3 protein-coding genes are annotated in these 1,583 nt (G+C 33.2%); all 3 read left to right on the top strand.

Going from position 1 to position 1,583, the window contains the following annotated elements:
• Nucleotides 1-283, top strand: a 283-nt coding sequence (locus tag KPL50_RS26345) for a hypothetical protein (protein WP_216301437.1), incomplete at its 5' end; no start/stop codon positions are given.
• 62 nt (nucleotides 284-345) lie between these two features.
• Entirely contained in the window at nucleotides 346-486 is a 141-nt protein-coding gene (locus KPL50_RS26340) for a hypothetical protein (protein WP_216301436.1), read from the top strand.
• A 409-nt stretch (nucleotides 487-895) separates the two neighbouring features.
• Nucleotides 896-1,555: a hypothetical protein gene (locus KPL50_RS26335; protein WP_216301435.1), complete on the top strand. Its 660-nt coding sequence runs from the start codon at nucleotides 896-898 to the stop codon at nucleotides 1,553-1,555.
• Nucleotides 1,556-1,583 lie beyond the last annotated feature (28 nt).

The following is a 1,583-nucleotide window of genomic DNA, read 5'->3' as shown; positions in this document are numbered from 1 at the left end:
GGTTACAGCAAGATATACAACACCAGCAAACACTAGAACACAAATAATCGAAATGTGGCTAGATAATCAGAACACAACTACTGACAGAAAGGTAGATATATATGCTCATGGCACAGCAAGTACCAACAGATTGAGTCGTAAAATTCCTATTACAATGGATAGTGGAATTAGCATATCAGATTGTAAAACTGTATTAGATGCAGCTCAAGTCCTTGCGTTATCTCAAGATGTAGGAACAGATGTAATTGTAACTATATATGGTATTGAGGAGGTAATTGCATAATGAGTAAACTAGTAAGTTTTCAACCTGTAAGAGGAGGACAAAAAAGTGAATTGACCTGAATATTGTTTAATATCGCTAAATATTCCATTTTTGAATACGGTATGTTTGCTACTGCAATCACTTCACCTCTTATGATAGTAATGATGGCATTAAATGATATTTATGCTTTTTTGCCAGAACCTACAGAACCTACAACAACATAATGTTGAGGAATATATTAATCCAATTACTAATAAAATTAATCGGAGGTAATATAAAAATGGTGAATTATGGGCAACACTAATCATCAACGGTGACTTATTACTTGAGGAAGTTCCAGTAAGGCCTCAGCCAGCAGTTCACAATCAATTACTCGCATGGGGATTACAACGATGAAGGAACACCAGTTGAAGGCGTAGAACAAACAATAGTATAATTTAAAAGCGCAATGTAGGCACTCAATAGGGTGTTTTTATTTTGCCCTTTTTACTAAAGAATAAGATATCTCTAATCTTTATATTTATGCTATATTATGGTATTATTAAGTAACAATTGTAAAATATTCCGACAGAACAATAGGATTATGTAAAGTAAGGATTATTTATGTAATGCTGAACAAGGAGGTCATAATATTTGTCTATAAAAGAAACTTTGAACAAAATAAGAGCAGAACAATCCGCTCCATTAACAATAAAACAGATAATTTTAAAAGTACTAGTAATCTTTGCTTTAGGAATGTTCCTTGGTTTTATAGCCAAATATAGCGATACAATTCCATCAAACGGTCTAATGGGAAGCGTTTGGCATACTGTCAGCAACATAACTACCAGATTAGGTATATGGGTTCTGTTGGCTACAATAATCGCTGCGTGGAGCAATAATCCGAGAATTGGAGCAATAAAGGTTTTTGCATTTTTTAGTGGAATGTTGTTGGTATATTATATCTATTCAATGAGGTTGTTTGGCTTTTTTCCCACTTATTACTTTATCCGTTGGGGTGGAATAGCGTTAGCATCGCCAATAGCAGCCTATATAGTATGGTTTAGCAGAGGAAATGGATGGATTGCAGCGTTATGTGCCTCAATGCCCATTGGCTTGTTAGTTTCACAAGGTTATCCTTTTTTTTATATGTTTACAATGACTTTGGGATTTGATATTTTTTCTGCTATCATATTATTTTTAATTTTACCAATGAATAAAAAACAATGGTTACGAATTTTTATGTTGACATTACTCATAGTGTTTATACTTAGAAATTCAAGGGTTCTATCATACATATTTGGTGGTCTATAAATAGAACCTCACAAAATGAGGATAATTT

Source organism: Clostridium sp. CF012, assembly GCF_018861755.1.
Classification (GTDB): Bacteria; Bacillota; Clostridia; order Clostridiales; family Clostridiaceae; genus Clostridium_AD.
Note: the sequence above shows the minus strand (reverse complement) of the source record. Positions and strands in the feature narration are given on the sequence as shown.